Origin of the sequence: Streptomyces sp. IBSBF 3136 (assembly GCF_036815105.1) — a bacterium.
Taxonomy (GTDB): domain Bacteria; phylum Actinomycetota; class Actinomycetes; order Streptomycetales; family Streptomycetaceae; genus Streptomyces.
This window is the reverse complement of record NZ_JAJSZC010000071.1, coordinates 13,372-33,737: the sequence shown is the minus strand read 5'-3', so window position 1 is coordinate 33,737 and position 20,366 is coordinate 13,372. Positions and strand designations below refer to the sequence as shown.

Here is a 20,366-nt window from a genome sequence, read left to right as displayed (position 1 = left end):
ATCAAATGTTTGGGGGGGGGTAGTGTTTTTTTTTCCTCGGCGGGGGCGGGGCCCGCGCCCCCCCCCACGGCCCGGTGGCCGTCCGCGCACGGCTCCCCGAGCGGCGCGGCGCTCACCCCCGGCACCCCGGCCATCCCCACCCAGCCGGGCGCCGAAGGCACCGAGAGCGCAACCAGCGCAGGCCCCGCCCACGACAGTTTCCCCGATGACGGTCCGTCCGACGCCGACCTGCTCGTCAGCGGTTCGCCTCGCCCCGGCTCGCCCGGCCCCGGCTCGCCCGGCCCCGGCCTGCCCGGCCACGGTTCCCCCGGCGCCGGCTCGCAGAGCAACGGCTCGCTCCGCATCGGCTCGCCCAGCGACGGCCTCACCCCCCGCCCCGGCGGGACGCCCTTCGCGGCTGATCTCGTTCGCGGGCCCGCCGGGCTCATGCCCGCCGTGCGGCGGCTGCTGCGCGGGATCGTCGTCGTGGGCACCCTGGAGGACGCCGAGGACCTGGTCCAGGCTCATCCCGAGCTGACCGCCGTCACCGCCGAGGGCGACCTGCTGGGGGCGCACTTCGCGCACGGCGGGTCGGCCGGGGCGCCCAGCCTGCTGGAGGTGCAGGCCTCCGTGGACGAGGCCGCGGCCGAGCTGGCCGAGCTGGCCGTCCGGTGCGAGGAGCTGGCCGCGGCGCAGCGGACGGCGGCCGAACGGCGCCGGGAGGCCGCCACGCTCGTGGAGGAGCTGGGGGAGCGGCGCCGGGCCGCCGACCGGGAGAAGTCGTCCGTGGCCCAGCAGCTCGGCCGGCTCGCCGGGCAGGCGCGGGGCGCGGCGGGGGAGGCCGAGCGGTCCGCCGCGGCCGCCGCCCGCGCGCAGGAGGCGCTGGAGAAGGCCGTGGGGGAGGCCGAGGAACTGGCCGAGCGGCTGGCCGTGGCCGAGGAGATGCCGGTCGAGGAGGAGCCGGACACCTCGGTGCGGGACCGGCTCGCCGCCGACGGCGCCAACGCGCGGCAGACCGAGATGGAGGCCCGGCTCCAGGCGAGGACGCACGAGGAGCGGGTCAAGGGGCTGGCCGGCCGCGCCGACTCACTGGACCGCGCGGCCCGGGCGGAGCGCGAGGCACGCGCGCGTGCGGAACAGCGGCGGGCCCGGCTGCGGCACGAGGCGGCCGTCGCCGAGGCCGTCGCGTCCGGCGCCCGGCAGCTCCTGGCCCATGTGGAGGTGTCGCTGAACCGGGCGGAGCGGGAGCGGACCGCAGCCGAGGCCGCCAAGGCCCTCCGGGAGCAGGAGCTGACCGCCGCCCGGGGCGCGGGGCGCGACCTCAAGGCCGAACTCGACAAGTTGAAGGATTCAGTCCACCGCGGCGAGGTACTCGGGGCGGAGAAGCGGCTGCGTATCGAGCAGCTGGAGACCAAGGCGCTGGAGGAGTTCGGTGTCGAACCGGCGGGGCTCGTCGCGGAGTACGGCCCGCGCGAGCTCGTGCCGCCCTCGCCCCCCGCCGAGGGCGAGGCGCTGCCCGAGGACCCCGAGCACCCGCGCAACCGGCCCCGGCCCTTCGTCCGCGCCGAGCAGGAGAAGCGGCTCAAGGCCGCCGAACGGGCGTATCAGCAGCTGGGCAAGATCAACCCGCTGGCGCTGGAGGAGTTCGCGGCGCTGGAGGAGCGGCACAAGTTCCTCAGCGAACAGCTCGAGGACCTGAAGAAGACCCGCGCCGATCTGCTCCAGGTGGTGAAGGAGGTGGACGAACGCGTCGAGCAGGTGTTCACCGAGGCCTATCGGGACACGGCCCGGGAGTTCGAGGGCGTCTTCGGCCGTCTCTTCCCGGGCGGCGAGGGCCGTCTGGTGCTGACCGACCCCGACAACATGCTCACCACGGGCGTGGATGTCGAGGCCCGCCCGCCGGGCAAGAAGGTCAAGCGGCTCTCCCTGCTCTCGGGCGGTGAACGGTCGCTGACCGCGGTGGCGCTGCTGGTGTCGATCTTCAAGGCCCGGCCGAGCCCGTTCTACGTGATGGACGAGGTCGAGGCGGCGCTGGACGACACCAACCTCCAGCGGCTGATCCGGATCATGCAGGAGCTGCAGGAGGCTTCGCAGCTCATCGTGATCACGCACCAGAAGCGGACCATGGAGGTCGCCGACGCGCTCTACGGCGTGTCCATGCAGGGCGATGGTGTGTCGAAGGTCATCTCGCAGCGGCTCCGCTGACAGGTGCGATCTACACCTACCTACACCTGCATGTGACCTTGATTTCACTTCTTGAAGTCAAGGCACCTCGCCGTCCCGTGAAAGTCATAGGACTGGGACTATTGACTTCGAAACTTGAAGACATAGTCTCTGCAACGTTGCTTTTACCTTCAGGTCTCACCTGTAAGGGCTTACCCCCACGTCGGCAGCGCTGCCGACGGCCCGAGGAGTTTCACACGTGACCAGCACAGCGCAGGCACCTCAGCCAGGAGCCGGGACGGCTCACCCCGAACATCTCGGGCACGTCATCTTCATCGCGGCGGCGGCCGCCATGGGCGGCTTCCTGTTCGGCTACGACAGCTCGGTGATCAACGGCGCCGTCGAGGCCATCCGCGACCGCTACGACATCGGTCCCGCCGCTCTCGCCCAGGTCATCGCCATCGCCCTGATCGGCTGTGCCATCGGTGCCGCCACGGCCGGCCGCATCGCCGACCGCATCGGCCGCATCCGCTGCATGCAGATCGCCTCGGTCCTGTTCGCGATCAGCGCGGTCGGCTCGGCGCTGCCCTTCGCGCTGTGGGACCTCGCCTTCTGGCGCATCGTCGGCGGCTTCGCCATCGGCATGGCCTCCGTCATCGGCCCGGCCTACATCGCCGAGGTCGCCCCGGCCGCCTACCGCGGCCGTCTCGGCTCCTTCCAGCAGGCCGCGATCGTCGTCGGCATCGCCATCTCCCAGCTGGTCAACTGGGGCCTGCTCAACGCGGCCGGCGGCAACCAGCGCGGTCAGCTCATGGGCCTCGAGGCCTGGCAGGTCATGCTCGGCGTGATGGTGATCCCGGCCGTCCTGTACGGCATGCTGTCCTTCGCCATCCCGGAGTCCCCGCGCTTCCTGCTCTCCGTCGGCAAGCGGCAGCGGGCCAAGGAGATCCTCGCCGAGGTCGAGGGCAAGGGCGTCGACCTGGACGCGCGCGTCGACGAGATCGAGCACGCGATGCGCAGCGAGCACAAGTCGACCTTCAAGGACCTGCTCGGCGGCGGCTTCTTCTTCAAGCCGATCGTCTGGGTCGGTATCGGCCTGTCGGTCTTCCAGCAGTTCGTCGGCATCAACGTCGCGTTCTACTACTCCTCGACGCTGTGGCAGTCGGTCGGTGTCGACCCGACGCAGTCGTTCTTCTACTCCTTCACGACGTCGATCATCAACATCGTCGGCACCGTGATCGCGATGATCTTCGTGGACCGCATCGGCCGCAAGCCGCTCGCGCTCATCGGCTCGGCCGGCATGGTCGTCGGCCTGGCCCTGGAGGCCTGGGCGTTCTCGTACGACCTGGTCGACGGCAAGCTCCCCGCCACCCAGGGCTGGGTGGCCCTGGTCGCCGCCCACGTGTTCGTCCTCTTCTTCGCCCTGTCGTGGGGCGTGGTGGTCTGGGTCTTCCTCGGCGAGATGTTCCCGAACCGGATCCGCGCCGCCGCCCTGGGCGTGGCCGCCTCCGCGCAGTGGATCGCGAACTGGGCCATCACCGCGAGCTTCCCGTCGCTGGCCAGCTGGAACCTGTCCGGCACGTACATCATCTACACCGTCTTCGCGGCGCTCTCCATCCCGTTCGTCCTCAAGTTCGTCAAGGAGACGAAGGGCAAGGCCCTGGAGGAGATGGGCTGACCCGCCCCGTGAACCCGGGGAGAAGGGCCAAGTCCCCGCTGCCCCTCTCCTCGTACTCACCGCCGTCCCCGGTCCGGCCACTGCCCGGACCGGGGACGGCGGTCTTTCCTGCGTGACTCGTCGCCAGGCACGCCCCGCTCGCCGGCAGGCAGACGCCACCCCGGCAGGCGCCCTCCACTCGCCGGGAGGCAGACCCCACCCCGGCAGGCAGACCCCACCCCCGTAGGCACGCGCCGCTCACCACGCGCCGCTCACCGGCACGCATGCCCGCCCACCGGAGGGCATGCGCCGCTCGACGGCCGGTCCCGGCCGCCGGTCAGCCTCCCAGCTCGGGCAGCACCCGCTCCGCGAACAGCCGCAGGCTCCGCCACCCCTCCTCCATCGGCATGCCGCCCGCCAGCGGATGCAGCACGAGACTGTCCGCGCCCAGCGCCACGCACTCGCCCGGGGTCAGGATCCGGTACACCCCCTCGGCCCGCAGCTCCGCCACCGTCGTGGCCGCCGACCGCACCGCCGAGCGGATCTGCCCCGACTGCCAGGACGCGTACGTCCGCGCCTCGTGCAGGAAGTGCCCGCCGTACTCGGCCCACGCCCGGTCCGGGTCCTCGGCGAGGTGCAGCAACGGGGTCTCGGCGGCCGGCATCATCGTCCAGCCCTCGGTGCCGTACTCCGCGAGCCGCTCCTTGTAGTACGCCTCCAGCTCCGGCAGGTGCGCGCTCGGGAAGAACGGCAGGCCGAGCCGGGCGGCCCGGCGGGCGGCCGCCTGCGAGGAGCCGCCCACCAGCAGCAGCGGATGCGGATCGGTGTACGGGCGCGGGGTGAGCCGTACCGTACGGCCCCGGTACTCGAACTCTTCGCCGGTCCACGCCTTCAGCAGGGTCTCGAGCAGCTCGTCCTGCAGCCGGCCCCGCCGCTTCCAGTCCACGCCGAACAGGGCGTACTCCTCCGGCCGGTAGCCGATCCCGGCGACCGTCACCAGCCGTCCGCCGCTCAGCAGGTCCAGCACGGCGATCTCCTCGGCCAGCCGCAGCGGGTCGTGCAACGGGCCGATGACGGCCGACACCGTGACCGCGATGTTCCGGGTCGCCCCGAACACCGCGCCCGCGAAGGCGAACGGCGACGGCAGCCAGTTGTTGTCGGCGCCGTGGTGCTCCTCGGTCTGCACGGTGGTGATCCCGTGCTCGTCCGCGTACGCGGCCATCTCCAGGGCGGCCCGGTAGCGGGCGGCGAGCGAGGCACGGCCGGCACCGGGTTCGACGAGGTTGAAACGTACGACCGTGACGGGCATGGGAAGTCCCCCTCCGGTGCGACGGCTGGAGGGGGACGGTAGCTGACGTATCGTCAGATTGCCAGCGGCGGGACGAGCCGGCGGGGGTCAGACACCGGCCGTCGCGGGCTCCCCGGCGGTCTCGGCGACGGAGTCTGCGGAGTCTGCGGAGTCGGCGGCCGGCTGCGCGGGCACCACCGCGGGCTTCGGCAGGGCCAGGTACAGCAGGCCGGAGATCACGATCGTCGCCACCCAGCCGAGGCCGTACTCGCCGATGACGTTGTTCTTCGCCAGCGGGCCGGTGAACCAGTCCGAGGTGGTGAACATCAGCCCGGCGGTCAGGCCGATCGCCCAGGCCGCCACCGCGGCGGGGGAGAAGCCGCCCCGGTACCAGTAGGCGCTGGTGCGGGTCGTGTCCGCCATGGCGCGCCCGTCGTACCCGGTGCGGCGCAGCATGTCCGCGCCGAACACGCCGACCCAGGCGGAGAAGGCCACCGCCAGCAGGGAGAGGAAGGCGATGAAGGAGCCCAGGAAGCTCGTGGCCACCAGCATCAGCACTCCGCCGAAGACCAGCGAGATCACGGCGTTGACCGAGACCGCCCAGTGCCGCGGCACCCGGAAGCCCAGGGTCTGCGCGGTGAAGCCCGCCGAGTACATGGACATCGAGTTGATCAACAGCATGCCGATCAGTGCGATCAGCAGGTACGGCACGGCGAGCCAGGTCGGCAGGATCTCCCCGACGAAGGAGACCGGGTCGGAGGCCGAGGCCAGGTCGGGGGTGGAGACCGCCATCACCGCGCCCATGAGCACCATCGGCAGCACCACGATCCCGGCGCCGCCCACCGCGGTGCCCACGATCGCCCTCGACGAGGCCGTGCGCGGCAGGTAGCGGGTGAAGTCGGGCGCCGAGGGGATCCAGCTCACCCCGCCCGCCGCGATCATGCCGATACCGGTGATCACCGCGGCGGTGGAACCGCCGCCGTGACCGGCCACCTTCGACCAGTCGGTGTGCACGGCCAGGTACACCAGCACCAGGACCGAGAAGACACCGAAGAAGTAGGTGGCGTACTTGTTGCACTTCTGCACGGCGTTGATGCCCAGGCCGGAGATCGCGAAGGTCGCGACGACGAAGACCAGCAGCATCACCATGTCCAGCACGCTGTCGGCCCGGACGCCCGCGACGATGTCGAGGATGGTGAGCATGGCGTAGGCGCCGGTCACCGCGTTGATCGTCTCCCAGCCCCAGCGCGCGACCCAGATCAGCGCACCGGGCAGCAGGTTGCCGCGCTGCCCGAACACCGCGCGCGACAGTGCCATGCCGGGCGCCCCGCCCCGCTTGCCCGCGATGCCGATCAGGCCGACCAGGCCGTACGACACGACCGGCGCGGCGACCGCGACGACGAGGGCCTGCCAGATGTCCAGGTGGTACGCCACCACCAGGCTCGCGCCCATGGTCAGCAGCAGCACGCTGATGTTGGCGCCGACCCAGGTGGGGAACAGTTCCCGGGTCCTCCCGGTGCGCTCGTGGTCGGGTACCTGCTCGATGCCGCGGGTCTCGAGTGCGCCGTCGGTCTCGGCTGTCTTGCGCATGAGAAGAGTGCCTCGGGGGGTGGGGAGAGGGGACGGGGGACTCTACGCGCGTCGACGGAGCCCCGGCCATCGTACTTTGTGACGAGTCATTCCCCCAGGTGCCCTTTGTCCCTCGGGAGAAGCCACAAGCGGGGTCACGCGGAACCCATGACTGATACTGGACGGGTTATGGAAACCATCATCCTTGCTGTAGTCATCGCCGTGGTCGTGCTCGGCGCGCTCGGCGGGCTCATCGTCGGCAGCCGGCGCAAGAAGCCGCTGCCCCCGCCGCCGCCCGCCGCGCCCGACATCACCGCGCCCCCGGCCGAGCCGCACGTCGGCGACGAGGCCGAGACGCCGCGCGACGAACCGCGCCGGACGATCGAGGAGGTGGATCTCCCGGGCGGCCCGCCGGTCGTCGTGGAGGAGCCCCCGGTTGGCCCCGGCCTCGAAGCTCCGGAAATCGAGATCCCGGAGCCCACCGCGGGCCGCCTGGTCCGTCTGCGCGCCCGACTGTCCCGCTCGCAGAACGCCCTGGGCAAGGGTCTGCTGACCCTGCTGTCCCGCGAGCACCTCGACGAGGACACGTGGGAGGAGATCGAGGACACGCTGCTCACCGCCGACGTCGGCGTGCAGCCCACCCAGGAACTGGTCGAGCGGCTGCGCGAGCGCGTCAAGGTGCTCGGCACCCGCACCCCCGTGGAGCTGCGCGCCCTGCTGCGCGACGAGCTGCTCAAGCTGGTCGGCACCGACGTCGACCGCACCGTGAAGACCGAGCCCGAGGACCGCAAGCCGGGCATCGTGATGGTCGTCGGCGTCAACGGCACCGGCAAGACCACCACCACCGGCAAGCTGGCCCGCGTCCTGGTCGCCGACGGCCGCACCGTCGTGCTCGGCGCCGCCGACACCTTCCGTGCCGCCGCCGCCGACCAGCTGCAGACCTGGGGGGAGCGCGTCGGCGCCTACACCGTGCGCGGCCCCGAGGCCGGCGACCCGGCCTCCGTCGCCTTCGACGCGGTCAAGGAGGGCAAGGAGATGGGGGTCGACGTCGTCCTCATCGACACCGCCGGCCGCCTGCACACCAAGACCGGACTGATGGACGAGCTGGGCAAGGTCAAGCGGGTCGTGGAGAAGCACGCGCCGCTGGACGAGGTGCTGCTCGTCCTGGACGCCACCACCGGCCAGAACGGCCTGGTGCAGGCCCGTGTCTTCGCCGAGGTCGTGGACATCACCGGCATCGTGCTGACCAAGCTCGACGGCACCGCGAAGGGCGGCATCGTCGTCGCGGTCCAGCGGGAGCTGGGCGTGCCGGTCAAGCTGATCGGGCTCGGCGAGGGCGCGGACGACCTGGCGCCCTTCGAGCCGGAGGCGTTCGTGGACGCGCTGATCGGTGAGTGAAACCGCCCGGCTCTGAACCCACCGGTTCGAAGAAGCGCCCGCCCCCAAGGTGCAGTTGGGGACGGGCGCTTCGCCTTTTCCGGCGGTCCGCCTTGTGCGGCGGTCCGCCTCGTGCGGCGCCTCGCCTCGTATGGCGCCTCGCTTCGTGCGGCGGTCCGCCGGGTACGGCGCGCTCCGTTCGCACGGCGCTCCGTCCGGTACAGCGCTCCGCCTTGTTCGGGCGCCGTGCCTTGTACGGCACGCTGCGCTCGCACGGTGCTCCGTCTCGTGCGGGGCGCTCCGTGGTCAGACTCGCGACCGCGACCGGTGCGCCACGTAGGCCAGGGTGCCCAGCAGTAGCCGGGCCGCCGGCGGCCGGGTCGCCGAGTCCAGGGCGGGCGGGCGCAGCCAGCGCACCGGGCCGAGGCCGCCCCGGTCGGAGGGCGGGGCGGTGATGTACCTGCCGGGGCCGAGGCCGCGCAGGTCAAGGGTGGTGGGGTCGTCCCAGCCCATGCGGTAGAGCAGCTTCGGCAGTTCCGCGGCGGCGCCGGGGGCCACGAAGAAGTGGACACGGCCGTCCGGGGTCGCGGTGACCGGTCCGAGCGGGAGCCCCATGCGCTCCAGTCGGACCAGGGCGTGGCGGCCGGCGGGCTCGGCGACCTCGATGACGTCGAAGGCACGGCCGACGGGCAGCATCACGGAGGCGCCAGGGAACTCAGACCAGGCCCTGGTCACCTGGTCCAGCGTCGCCCCGGCCGGCACCGGCGCCGCGAAACGCAGCGGGTGCGCGCCGGGCTCGGGGCAGTCCGCGCGTCCGCAGGAGCAGGCGCCCGCCGCGGCCCGCGCACCCGGCACCACGTCCCAGGCCCACAGGCCGGTGAACTCGGCGACGGCGGTGCACTCCGACGAGCGGCCGCGCCGACGCGTGCTGGAGCGGATCTCGCGGATACCGCCGATCGTGAAGCCCATGCCCCCTCCAACGGGTCCAGCGCGCCGGTGGTTACGAAACGGAGCGAGACGGAAGCGGAACGTGACGCTACGGCTTCGACTTCCCCCGCTTCCGCGAGGCCAAGGCGGCGCCTTGCGGCACTTCGGGTCGCGCACCGGAGGTCGTGCGCCCCTGCGCGCACCACTCCGCCTACTTCCGGCCGTCCTATGTCAAGTGAATCGCGAGAGGGCGACCGTGAGTTCATTCGAAGGGGTGGCGAATGGTGGCGTTTCAAGGATCGCCATGGCTGGAGCGGTGATCGTAGGATTACTGTGAGTGTGCGAGGCCTTTAGGCACATGCACCCGTGGGTATGCCGGTGGCACGTCGTCGGCTCGTTCGAAGGGTGAGAACCGGCGGACGGGAGGCCGTATTTACCGGCATTCTGATAGGGCTTGGCGCACTCGGCGACAAGTGGTCTCAGGGATGGGGGCGTTCCAGTGGGCGGCAACGGCGGTATCGGCACGAACGCTGACAAGCGCCCCAACGAGCTGCTCGGCTCGTGGTTCGTGCGCAGCGGCTGGTCCAAGGGCGAGCTGGCCCGCCAGGTGAACCGCAGGGCCCGCCAGCTGGGGGCCAACCACATCTCCACCGACACCTCCCGCGTGCGCCGCTGGCTGGACGGGGAGAACCCGCGTGAGCCGATCCCGCGGATCCTCTCCGAGCTGTTCTCCGAGCGTTTCGGCTGTGTCGTCTCCGTCGAGGACCTGGGTCTGCGCGCCACCCGTCAGTCACCCTCCGCGTCCGGCGTCGACCTGCCCTGGACGGGCCCGCAGGCGGTGGCCCTGCTCAGCGAGTTCTCGCGCAGCGACCTCATGCTGGCGCGGCGCGGCTTCCTCGGAACGTCGCTGGCCCTGTCCGCGGGCCCGTCCCTCATCGAGCCCATGCAGCGCTGGCTGGTGCCGACGCCGTCCGGGCCGGTCCCGCCCGAGCCCGAGTCGCCGCTGGAGTCCCGCAGGCCGGGCCGGCTGTCCAGGCCCGAGCTCGACCTGCTGGAGTCCACCACCCGCATGTTCCGGCAGTGGGACGCCCAGTGCGGCGGCGGTTTGCGCCGCAAGGCCGTCGTCGGGCAGCTGCACGAGGTCACCGACCTCCTCCAGGAGCCGCAGCCCGAGGCCACGACCCGCAAACTCTTCAAGGTCGCCGCGGAGCTGGCCGAACTCGCGGGCTGGATGTCGTACGACGTCGGACTCCAGCCCACCGCGCAGAAGTACTTCGTGCTCGCCCTGCACGCCGCCAAGGAGGCCGGCGACAAACCGCTCGGCTCCTACATCCTCTCCAGCATGAGCCGCCAGATGATCCACCTCGGCCGGCCCGACGACGCCCTTGAGCTGATCCACCTCGCGCAGTACGGCAGCCGCGACTGCGCGAGCCCGCGCACCCAGTCCATGCTGTATGCGATGGAGGCCCGCGCCTACGCCAACATGGGCCAGCCCGGCAAGTGCAAGCGGGCCGTGCGGATGGCCGAGGACACCTTCGCCGAGGCCGACGAGTGGGACGAGCCGGACCCCGACTGGATCCGTTTCTTCTCGGAGGCCGAGCTGTACGGGGAGAACTCCCACTCCTTCCGTGACCTCGCCTACGTCGCCGGCCGCAGCCCCGCCTACGCCTCACTGGCCGAGCCGCTGATGCAGCGAGCGGTGGAGCTGTTCGCCAAGGACCCCGAGCACCAGCGGTCGTACGCGCTCAACCTGATCGGCATGGCCACCGTGCACCTGCTCCAGCGCGAGCCCGAGCGCAGCACCGACTTCGCCTCACAGGCCATGGGGATCGCCCGGAAGGTCCGCTCCGAGCGTGTGAACACTCGTATCCGAAAGACGGTCGACACCGCGGTGCGCGATTTCGGCGACCTGGCCACCGTGGCCGATCTCACCGACCAGCTCGCCGTCGACCTGCCGGAGGCCGCGGAAGCGGTCTGACCGAGCGGGACACCCAAGCCCCGGCCACGGCCGGTCCTCCCGAACTGCCCGACTCGGCTCCCCCATGCCAGGTCATCGAGAGGCCCGCCGTGGCCGGTTTGCGCTGTCCGGGGACGTCGCGCCAGGACGACGATCCCGTGGACCGGCACCCCGCGCTTCACCCACGCGTAACACGCAGGGCGTCTTCGTCACCCCGGCGAAACAACGAGGGGCTTCCATCGAAACCGCGCTGCGCCAGTCTCATGGCGCATAACCGGCCAGCCCCTCATCCGACCGGACCGCCCAGGCACCGCCCGCACGGGGCCGCACAACCGACGAGGAGACGCCGATGGCACCAGCCATCACGCTTGCCGCGGAGGCACCCAAACTGTCCTCCGCGAACACAGGCTTCATGCTCATCTGCTCCGCCCTGGTGCTGCTCATGACCCCGGGCCTGGCCTTCTTCTACGGAGGCATGGTCCGCGTCAAGAGCACCCTCAACATGCTGATGATGAGCTTCATCAGCATGGGCATCGTCACCATCCTCTGGGTGCTCTACGGCTTCTCGCTCGCCTTCGGCACGAACAACGGCTTCATCGGCTTCAACTCCCACTGGCTCGGGCTCAGCGACATCGGGCTCACCCAGCTGTGGGACGGCTACACCATCCCGATCTTCGTCTTCATGGTCTTCCAGCTCATGTTCGCGATCATCACCCCGGCCCTGATCAGCGGCGCCCTCGCGGACCGCGTGAAGTTCTCGGCGTGGTCGCTGTTCGTCGTGCTGTGGGCCACGATCGTCTACGTGCCCGTCGCCCACTGGGTCTGGGGCGCCGACGGCTGGGCCTACAAGCTCGGTGTGATCGACTTCGCCGGCGGCACGGCGGTCCACATCAACGCGGGCGCGGCGGCCCTCGGCGTCATCCTCGTGATCGGCCGGCGCGTCGGCTTCAAGAAGGACCCGATGCGCCCCCACAGCCTCCCGCTGGTCATGCTCGGCGCGGGTCTGCTGTGGTTCGGCTGGTTCGGCTTCAACGCCGGCTCGTGGCTCGGCAACGACGACGGCGTGGGCGCGCTGATGTTCGTCAACACGCAGGTCGCCACCGCCGCCGCCATGCTCGCCTGGCTCGCCTACGAGAAGCTCCGGCACGGCGCGTGCACCACACTGGGCGCCGCCTCCGGTGCGGTCGCCGGCCTGGTGGCGATCACCCCGTCCGGCGGTGCCGTCTCCCCGCTCGGCGCGATCGCCGTCGGCGCCATCGCCGGTGTCGCCTGCGCCGCGGCCGTGGGCCTGAAGTTCCGGTTCGGCTACGACGACTCGCTCGACGTCGTCGGCGTCCACATGGTCGGCGGCATCATCGGCTCCCTGCTCATCGGCTTCTTCGCCACCGGCAAGGGCCAGTCCGCCGCGACCGGTGTCCTCTACGGCGACCACAGCTGGACCCAGCTGTGGAAGCAGTGCGCCGGCGTCGGCGCCGTCCTCGCCTACTCCCTGATCGTCTCCGCGGTCCTCGCCTTCCTGCTCGACCGGACCATCGGGATGCGGGTCTCCGAGGACGAGGAGATCTCCGGCATCGACCGGGCCGAGCACGCCGAGACCGCGTACGACTTCAGCGGCGCCGGCGGTGGCGTCATCGGCTCCGCCACCTCCCCGGCCCCGGGCGCCGCCCCGCAGACCAAGCAGACCAAGAGGGTGGACGCATGAAGCTCATCACCGCCGTCGTCAAGCCGCACCGGCTCGACGAGATCAAGGAGGCCCTCCAGGCCTTCGGCGTCCACGGACTGACGGTCACCGAGGCCAGCGGTTACGGTCGTCAGCGGGGCCACACCGAGGTCTACCGTGGTGCCGAGTACACCGTCGACCTCGTCCCCAAGATCCGTATCGAGGTGCTGGCCGAGGACGACGACGCCGAGCAGCTGATCGAGGTCGTCGTCAAGGCGGCCCGGACCGGCAAGATCGGTGACGGCAAGGTCTGGTCCCTGCCGGTCGAGACCGCCGTCCGGGTCCGCACCGGCGAGCGCGGCCCCGACGCGCTCTGACACGACGGAAGAACGGGAGTCGCCGGGTGACGGGTACAGAGGTGCGGAACGAAGCGGATGACTCGGGACCCAGCGGCTACGCGGCGGCCCGGCTGCGCCTCCTGGGTGAGGAGGCGCGGTCCGGGCCGCCGCGCCGTGCCGCCCTGGCCGGGCTGACCGACGACTGGCTCACCGGACTCTTCACCGCCGCGGCCCGGGACACCCGTGGGGTCTCGCTCGTCGCCGTCGGCGGCTACGGCCGCGGCGAGCTGTCCCCGCGCAGCGACCTGGACCTCCTGCTGCTCCACGACGGCAGCGCCCCCGACGCCGTCGCCGCCCTGGCCGACCGCCTCTGGTACCCCGTCTGGGACCTCGGGCTGGCCCTCGACCACTCCGTGCGCACCCCGGCCGAGGCCCGCAGGACGGCCGGCGAGGACCTGAAGGCCCACCTCGGCCTCCTCGACGCCCGCCACCTCGCCGGCGACCTCGGCCTCACCGCGGCACTGCGCACCACCGTCCTCGCCGACTGGCGCAACCAGGCGCCCAAGCGCCTCCCCGAACTGCGGGAACTGTGCGCCGAGCGCGCCGAACGCCAGGGCGAGCTCCAGTACCTCCTGGAACCCGACCTCAAGGAGGCCCGCGGTGGCCTGAGGGACGCCACCGCCCTGCGCGCCGTGGCCGCCTCCTGGCTGGCCGACGCCCCGCGCGAGGGCCTCGCGGACGCCCGCCGGCGCCTTCTCGACGTACGGGACGCCCTGCACCTGGCGACCGGCCGGGCCACCGACCGGCTGGCGCTGCAGGAGCAGGACCAGGTGGCGGCGGGGCTGGGCCTGCTGGACGCCGACACCCTGCTGCGGCAGGTCTACGAAGCGGCCCGCGTGATCTCGTACGCCAGTGACGTCACCTGGCGCGAGGTCGGGCGTGTCCTGCGGTCGCGGTCCGCGCGCCCGCGCCTGCGCGCCATGCTGGGCGGCGGCAGGCCGGTCGCCGAGCGCTCACCGCTGGCCGAAGGCGTGGTGGAGCAGGACGGCGAGGCGGTGCTCGCCCGCTCCGCGCGCCCCGAACGCGACCCCGTGCTCCCGCTGCGGGCCGCGGCCGCCGCCGCACAGGCCGGACTCCCGCTCTCCCTGCACGCCGTACGGCGCCTGGCCGCCGTCGCCAGGCCCCTGCCCACGCCCTGGCCCGCCGAGGCGCGCGAACAACTGGTGACCCTGCTCGGTTCCGGCCGACCCACCGTCGACGTCTGGGAGGCGCTGGAGGCAGAGGGCCTGATCAGCCGGCTGCTGCCCGACTGGGAGCGGGTCCGCTGCCGCCCGCAGCGCAACGCCGTCCATCTCTGGACCGTGGACCGCCACCTGATCGAGACCGCGGTCCGCGCCTCCGAGCTGACCCGCCGGGTCAGCCGCCCGGACCTGCTCCTGGTCTCCGCGCTGCTGCACGACATCGGCAAGGGCTGGCCCGGCGACCACTCCGTGGCCGGCGAGATCATCGCCAGGGACGTGGCCGCGCGGATCGGCTTCGACCCCACCGACGCCACCGTCCTGTCCACCCTCGTCCGGCACCACCTGCTGCTGATCGAGACGGCCACCCGGCGCGACCTGGAGGACCCGGCGACGGTCCGCGCGGTCGCCGACGCCGTCGGCAGCCAGGGCACCCTGGAACTGCTGCACGCCCTCACCGAGGCGGACGCCCTCGCCACCGGCCCGGCCGCCTGGTCCTCCTGGCGCGGCTCCCTCGTCGCCGACCTGGTCCGGCGCGTCCGCGCCGTCCTGGCCGGGAACGAGCCCGCCGAACCCGAGCCCGCCGCCCCCACGGCCGAGCAGGAGCGGCTGGCCATCGAGGCCTTCCGCACCGGCAGCCCGGTCCTCGCGCTGCGCGCCCAGCCCGAACCGGCCGGCGAGGAGGAGGCCCCCGGCGCGCCCGAGCCGCTCGGTGTGGAACTGCTGATCGCCGTACCGGACCAGCCGGCCGTGCTGCCCGCCGTCGCCGGCGTCCTCGCCGTGCACCGCCTGACCGTCCGCACCGCCGAGCTGCGCACCCTGCGCCTGCCCGACGACGTCGACGACGGCGCGGTCCTGCTGCTGAACTGGCGGGTGGCCGCCGAGTACGGCTCCCTGCCCCAGGCGGCCCGGCTGCGCGCCGACCTGGTCCGCGCCCTGGACGGCTCGCTCGACATCGCCGGCCGCCTCGCCGAGCGGGACGCGGCCTACCCGCGCCGCCGCGGCTGGGTGGCACCGCCGCCGCGCGTGACGGTGGACCCGGCGGCCTCCCACCACGCCACGGTGATCGAGGTGCGCGCCCAGGACGCGCCCGGCCTGCTGTTCCGCATCGGCATGGCCCTGGAGAAGGCCGGGGTCCAGGTGCGCAGCATGCACGTCAGCACCCTCGGCGCCAACGCCGTCGACGCCTTCTACGTCACCACCGGCACCGGTGCGCCGCTGCCGGACGGGGACGCGGCATCGCTGGCGCGCGTGCTCGAGGAGACCCTGCGGGGATGACCCTGCCCCGGTGAGTTCGACGCCGGGATACCCTGGAGGGCGATTCCCAGAAGCCATCACCGACCCCGAGGACCGCGAGCGCCGTGTTCGACACTCTCTCCGATCGCCTGTCAGCGACTTTCAAGAACCTGCGCGGCAAGGGACGGCTCTCCGAGGCGGATGTCGACGCCACGGCACGTGAGATCCGCATCGCGCTCCTCGAAGCGGACGTGGCGCTGCCCGTCGTGCGTTCCTTCATCAAGAACCTGAAGGAGCGCGCGCTCGGCGCCGAGGTCTCCAGGGCACTGAACCCGGCCCAGCAGGTCCTGAAGATCGTCAACGAGGAACTGGTCACCATCCTCGGCGGCGAGACCCGGCGGCTGCGCTTCGCCAAGCAGCCCCCCACCGTCATCATGCTGGCGGGTCTCCAGGGTGCCGGTAAGACCACCCTGGCGGGCAAGCTCGGCAAGTGGCTCAAGGACCAGGGCCACTCGCCGCTGCTGGTCGCCGCCGACCTCCAGCGCCCGAACGCCGTCAACCAGCTGAGCGTCGTCGCCGACCGCGCCGGTGTCGCCGTCTACGCCCCGGAGCCGGGCAACGGCGTGGGCGACCCGGTCAAGGTCGCCAAGGACTCCATCGAGTTCGCGAAGTCCAAGGTCCACGACATCGTGATCGTGGACACCGCCGGCCGTCTCGGCATCGACCAGGAGATGATGCAGCAGGCCGCGGACATCCGCGACGCCGTCTCCCCGGACGAGATCCTGTTCGTCGTCGACGCGATGATCGGTCAGGACGCCGTCAACACGGCCGAGTCCTTCCGCGACGGCGTCGGTTTCGACGGCGTGGTGCTCTCCAAGCTCGACGGTGACGCCCGCGGTGGTGCGGCGCTCTCGATCCGCCAGATCACCGGCAAGCCGATCATGTTCGCGTCGAACGGCGAGAAGCTGGACGACTTCGACGCGTTCCACCCGGACCGGATGGCCTCCCGCATCCTCGACATGGGTGACCTGCTCACCCTGATCGAGCAGGCGGAGAAGACCTTCAGCCAGGAAGAGGCCGCCAAGATGGCCTCGAAGCTGGCGTCCAAGAAGGGCCAGGACTTCACCCTGGACGACTTCCTGGCCCAGATGGAGCAGGTCCGCAAGATGGGCTCCATCTCCAAGCTGCTCGGCATGCTCCCGGGCATGGGCCAGATCAAGGACCAGATCCAGAACATCGACGAGCGCGACGTCGACCGCACCGCCGCGATCATCAAGTCGATGACCCCGGTCGAGCGCCAGGACCCGGCGATCATCAACGGCTCCCGCCGTGCCCGTATCGCCAAGGGCTCGGGCGTCGAGGTCAGCGCGGTGAAGAACCTGGTCGAACGGTTCTTCGAGGCCCGCAAGATGATGTCCCGCATGGCCCAGGGCGGCGGCATGCCCGGCATGCCGGGGATCCCCGGCATGGGCGGCGGCCCCGGCCGCACCAAGAAGCAGCCGAAGAAGGCCAAGGGCAAGCAGCGTTCCGGCAACCCGATGAAGCGCAAGCAGCAGGAGCTGGAGGACGCCCAGCGCCGCGAGGCGGCGGCCCAGGGCGGCGCCTTCGGCCTGCCGCAGCAGGGCGGTCAGGACTTCGAACTGCCGGACGAGTTCAAGAAGTTCATGGGCTGATCCGGCCCCGCGCAACGCCACACCGAGGGCGCCTCCCGGACCCGGGGGGCGCCCTCAGCGCGTGCCGTGGTCTGTCATGTGCCGTAACGTCCTGGTATGAGCAATGCCGCGCCACCACGCCAGGCCCCTGACCAGCCGTGGCGCGCCGAGGGCACCCCGGACGAGCCGCCGAGGCGGACCGGGGGATCCAGGCTGCGCGGCGGCCGATGGTGGGGCCTGTTCGTCACCGCGGTGATCGTCTTCCTGCTCGCCTACGTCGGCCTGAACTACCTCGGCCAGGGGAACGAGCCGACGATCTCGTACACCGAGTTCAGCCGGGAGGTCGGCGACGGCAACGTCGCGAAGATCTACTCCAAGGGCGACGCGATCCAGGGGCAGCTCAAGAGCCCCCGCGCCGATCCCGAAGGCGGCGGCACCTACAGCAAGTTCAAGACGCAACGGCCGGCCTTCGCGACCGACAAGCTGTGGCAGGAGCTGAGCAGCCACGGCGTCACGGTGACCGCGCGACCGGTGGTGCAGGAGCGCAGCTTCCTGTCCAACCTGCTGATCTCCCTGATCCCCATCGTGTTCCTCGCCGCGATCTGGATCTTCTTCGCCCGACGGATCGGAGCGGGACTGGGCGGCGCGGCGGGCATGTTCGGCCGCAAGCCGCCGCCGAAGCCGGTGGGACCCCGCCCCGACAGCAAGCGCACGACCTTCGCGGACGTGGCCGGGATCGACGAGGTCAAGGGCGAACTCGACGACGTCGTCGACTTCCTGGAGCACCCCGACGCCTACCGCAGGATGGGCGCCAAACTGCCCCGCGGGGTGCTGCTGGCCGGACAGCCGGGCACCGGCAAGACCCTGCTGGCCCGCGCGGTCGCCGGCGAGGCCGGAGTGCCGTTCTTCTCCGCCTCGGCGTCCGAGTTCATCGAGATGATCGTCGGCGTCGGCGCGTCCCGCGTCCGCGAGTTGTTCGCCGAGGCCCGCAAGGTGGCGCCGTCGATCATCTTCATCGACGAGATCGACACCATCGGGCGGGCGCGCGGCAGCGGCGCCTCGATGAGCGGCCACGACGAGCGCGAGCAGACCCTGAACCAGATCCTCACGGAGATGGACGGCTTCTCGGGCTCCGAAGGCGTGATCGTCATCGCCGCGACCAACCGCGCGGACATCCTCGACCCGGCACTGACCCGGCCGGGCCGCTTCGACCGGGTGGTCAACGTGGCCCCGCCGGACCGCGGCGGACGCGAGGCGATCCTGCGGATCCACACCCGGGACATCCCGCTCGCACCCGATGTGGACCTGCCGCAGATGGCACGGGTGACCCCCGGAATGACAGGGGCGGATCTGGCCAATCTCGCCAACGAGGCCGCTCTGCTCGCGGTCAAGCGCAAACAGGACCAGGTGACCGCCGGCGACCTGTCCGAGGCGCTGGAGAAGGTCCAGCTGGGCGCCGAACGCACCCTCGTGATGCCCGAGGAGGACCGCCGCCGCACCGCCTACCACGAGAGCGGCCACGCCCTCCTCGGCATGCTCCAACCGGGCGCCGACCCCGTCCGCAAGATCACCATCGTGCCGCGCGGCCGGGCCCTCGGCGTGACCATGTCCACCCCCGAGGTGGAGCGGTACGCGCACTCGGAGGAGTACCTGCGCGGCCGCATCATCGGTGCCCTCGGCGGGATGGCCGCGGAGGACGTCGTCTACGGCGTCGTCACCACGGGCGCCGAGAACGACCTCGAACAGGTCACCAACATCGCGCGCGGGATGGTGGCCCGCTGGGGCATGAGTGAACGCGTCGGCCGCCTGTCCGCCCTCCCGAGCGACGCCCAGCAGGCGTACGGCCTCGCGGCCGCCCCGCACACCCTCGACGTGATCGACGGGGAGATGCGCCGGATCGTCGACGAGTGCTACGAGGAGGCCCGCAACAAGCTCCGCGAGCACCGCGGCCGGCTCGACGCCCTGGCCGGGGCCCTCCTGGAGAGCGAGACGCTGGAGGAGGCGGAGGCGTACCGGATCGCCGGGATCACGCGCCTGGCCAAGGAGTCCGAGACGGCGTAGGCCGCACGGCGGCCGCCGTCCGCCCCGCCGCTCCGCTGTTCGCTACGGCACGCGGGCTATCAGGTAGCGGAACACGTTGGGCATCCACACCGTGCCGTCCTCGCGCCGGTACGGGTGCAGCGCCTCCGTCAGCTCCTTGTCCACCTGCCTGCGGTCCGTCGCCGCGATCGCCGCGTCGAACAGGCCCGTCGACAGCAGCCCGCGCACGGCGCTGTCCGTGTCGGCGTACCCGAACGGGCAGGACACCCGCCCCGAGCCGTCCGGCTTCAGCCCGGCCCGGTGGGCGACCTCCTCCAGGTCGTCACGGTGGGCGGGACGCCACCGGCCCGCGCCGCGCGGCGGATCGGCCGGCTTCGTCGCCACGCGCAGCACCGAGGAGGTGGCACAGCGCTCCGGCGGGCCCCAGCCCGCGAGCACCACGGCCGCTCCGTGCCCGGCCAGCGGCAGCGCGGCGGCCAGCAGTTCGCCCAGCCCCTCGGCGTCGCCCGCCCGGCAGCCGATCGGCTCGAACACGGTCACCACGGTGTACGCGGGCGTCCGGGCGTCGGCCAGGTCCCCGGGGGAGCCCGCCACGAGCCGCACGCCGGCCCGCGTGCGCGTGCCGCGCGGCCCGCCCGGCAGCAGGCGCTCGCGCGCCAGGGCGAGCCGTTCGGGGCAGGAGTCGACACCGGTGACCGAAGCCCCTCTGGAGAGGGACATCAGCAGGGCGAGCCCGGAGCCGCAGCGAAGGCCCAGCAGCCTGGTGCCCGGGCCCACTTCCAGTCGCTCGTGGACGGTCTCGTAGAGCGGCACCAGCATCCGCTCCTGGATCTCGGACCAGTCACGCGCGCGTGCGCACAGGTCCACGCGGGGTGGTGCGGAAGCCGCGTGGGCCAGGTGTTCCCGCACGAGCGTAGGTGTCATAGGTAAGCGCCCCATTCCGCCGACAGTTCGTCGCAGTGCCCGATTGCGTGGCCCCCGTGCCGTGCGCTCGCACTATCCACGTATGCCAGGTAACTCCCGGCTCGCGGTGCCGTCCAGGGGTCGTGGGGCCCCGCTTGGGTCCGGTGCGCCTGTGTGGCGAGATTTCACGTCCGCGCAACCTGCGTGACCCGCCGGATGCCGGGGCAGGCGCGGGCTCGGGGTAACGTCGCGGGCGCCGCGGGCGCTGAGTGAGACAGAGACCCGTACGCGAGAGCGGCCGAAACGCCCCTTGCGCATCCCCCGATCACAGCCGCACCGAGGCGTACACGCCGGGTCGTACGTCAGGCTACGCACCGGCTTG

General features: G+C 72.0%; 13 protein-coding genes. 9 read left to right on the top strand and 4 right to left on the bottom strand.

The window, feature by feature from the left end:
* A partial coding sequence (locus V7E45_RS17645; RefSeq protein ID WP_333775128.1) for an AAA family ATPase occupies positions 1 to 2,184 on the top strand: 2,184 nt, incomplete at its 5' end.
* Positions 2,185 to 2,401: 217 nt separating this feature from the next.
* Positions 2,402 to 3,820, top strand: a complete 1,419-nt coding sequence (locus tag V7E45_RS17640) for a sugar porter family MFS transporter (RefSeq protein ID WP_333775127.1) — start codon at positions 2,402 to 2,404, stop codon at positions 3,818 to 3,820.
* Positions 3,821 to 4,136: 316 nt separating this feature from the next.
* Here the strand turns inward: V7E45_RS17640 and V7E45_RS17635 are convergent, their stop codons facing one another.
* Together V7E45_RS17635 and V7E45_RS17630 are read right to left on the bottom strand one after the other, a co-directional pair.
* Positions 4,137 to 5,108 (bottom strand): LLM class flavin-dependent oxidoreductase, encoded by a 972-nt coding sequence (locus V7E45_RS17635; protein ID WP_333775126.1) that lies wholly within the window; start codon positions 5,106 to 5,108, stop codon positions 4,137 to 4,139.
* Positions 5,109 to 5,195: 87 nt separating this feature from the next.
* Positions 5,196 to 6,677: a cytosine permease gene (locus V7E45_RS17630; protein WP_333775125.1), complete on the bottom strand. Its 1,482-nt coding sequence runs from the start codon at positions 6,675 to 6,677 to the stop codon at positions 5,196 to 5,198.
* A gap of 168 nt (positions 6,678 to 6,845) precedes the next feature.
* On the opposite strand from V7E45_RS17630, the gene ftsY reads away from it, so the two are divergent.
* Positions 6,846 to 8,054 (top strand): signal recognition particle-docking protein FtsY, encoded by a 1,209-nt coding sequence (ftsY, locus tag V7E45_RS17625; protein WP_333775124.1) that lies wholly within the window; start codon positions 6,846 to 6,848, stop codon positions 8,052 to 8,054.
* 285 nt (positions 8,055 to 8,339) lie between these two features.
* Here ftsY and V7E45_RS17620 read toward each other — a convergent pair whose 3' ends face one another.
* Positions 8,340 to 9,002, bottom strand: a complete 663-nt coding sequence (locus V7E45_RS17620) for a bifunctional DNA primase/polymerase (RefSeq protein ID WP_333775123.1) — start codon at positions 9,000 to 9,002, stop codon at positions 8,340 to 8,342.
* A 457-nt stretch (positions 9,003 to 9,459) separates the two neighbouring features.
* Here V7E45_RS17620 and nsdA point away from each other — a divergent pair, with 457 nt between their 5' ends.
* The 6 genes from nsdA (at position 9,460) to ftsH (ending at position 19,102) form a co-directional block, all read left to right on the top strand.
* Positions 9,460 to 10,938: a transcriptional repressor NsdA gene (gene nsdA, locus V7E45_RS17615; RefSeq protein WP_333775122.1), complete on the top strand. Its 1,479-nt coding sequence runs from the start codon at positions 9,460 to 9,462 to the stop codon at positions 10,936 to 10,938.
* A 328-nt stretch (positions 10,939 to 11,266) separates the two neighbouring features.
* A complete protein-coding gene (locus V7E45_RS17610; protein WP_333775121.1) occupies positions 11,267 to 12,619 on the top strand; it encodes an ammonium transporter in 1,353 nt (450 codons plus the stop codon).
* Entirely contained in the window at positions 12,616 to 12,954 is a 339-nt protein-coding gene (locus V7E45_RS17605) for a P-II family nitrogen regulator (RefSeq protein ID WP_039656487.1), read from the top strand. The genes V7E45_RS17610 and V7E45_RS17605 overlap by 4 nt, the downstream gene beginning before the upstream one ends.
* 26 nt (positions 12,955 to 12,980) lie before the next feature.
* A complete protein-coding gene (locus V7E45_RS17600; protein WP_333775120.1) occupies positions 12,981 to 15,431 on the top strand; it encodes a [protein-PII] uridylyltransferase in 2,451 nt (816 codons plus the stop codon).
* An 83-nt stretch (positions 15,432 to 15,514) separates the two neighbouring features.
* On the top strand, positions 15,515 to 17,062 hold the full coding sequence (gene ffh / locus V7E45_RS17595; protein ID WP_333775119.1) for a signal recognition particle protein: 1,548 nt from the start codon (positions 15,515 to 15,517) through the stop codon (positions 17,060 to 17,062).
* A gap of 96 nt (positions 17,063 to 17,158) precedes the next feature.
* A complete protein-coding gene (gene ftsH, locus V7E45_RS17590; RefSeq protein ID WP_333775118.1) occupies positions 17,159 to 19,102 on the top strand; it encodes an ATP-dependent zinc metalloprotease FtsH in 1,944 nt (647 codons plus the stop codon).
* Positions 19,103 to 19,144: 42 nt separating this feature from the next.
* Here ftsH and V7E45_RS17585 read toward each other — a convergent pair whose 3' ends face one another.
* A complete protein-coding gene (locus tag V7E45_RS17585) occupies positions 19,145 to 20,005 on the bottom strand; it encodes a class I SAM-dependent methyltransferase (protein WP_333775117.1) in 861 nt (286 codons plus the stop codon).
* Between the last annotated feature and the right edge of the window lie 361 nt (positions 20,006 to 20,366).